The organism is Microbacterium sp. 18062 (assembly GCF_902706225.1).
GTDB lineage: Bacteria > Actinomycetota > Actinomycetes > Actinomycetales > Microbacteriaceae > Microbacterium.
Genome location: NZ_CACSKB010000337.1, coordinates 1 through 455 on the forward strand (window position 1 = coordinate 1; position 455 = coordinate 455).

General features: G+C 64.2%; 1 protein-coding gene. It reads right to left on the reverse strand.

The window, feature by feature from the left end; translation table 11 throughout:
* On the reverse strand, positions 1-259 hold a 259-nt coding region (locus GVL03_RS22455; RefSeq protein WP_235038280.1), incomplete at its 3' end, for a hypothetical protein.
* Positions 260-455: the final 196 nt, after the last annotated feature.

The window sequence follows — 455 nt, forward strand, 5'->3', positions numbered from 1 at the left end:
CGGGTACCCGCCCAGGCGACAACAGGTACTGGCGGCACGCCACCGCGACGTCGATGCCTTGGGCGACGGCACGCAACACAGCAAACTCGTCCGCGGTGATGTGGTCGTGAGCTGCACGCGTCTTCGCGCCTGGGGGCCGCCCGCGCCGACGTGCGGGCGGCAGTGGTAGCGGGGGCTCCAATGGCTGATGCTGTTCGTCGGCCGCGGCCGTGCGGTAGATCGACGCACGCTCTGCGGCGTCGTGGTCCGTGGGGTTCATTTTGTTGGCTCGTAAGTCTGGCGGCATGCCGGGGGCTGAGAGAGTTCTTAGCGGCCTGCAGGGAACGTGGCCAACCCTTGCGGGCGCAGCCACTTCCATTTTATCCACTCATTTGCATTGTGATAAGTATCATTAGCGTGCAGTCAAAATAAAATGTATTTGGTGTGCCCCGCCGCCACCGCGCGCGCCTCTTCGC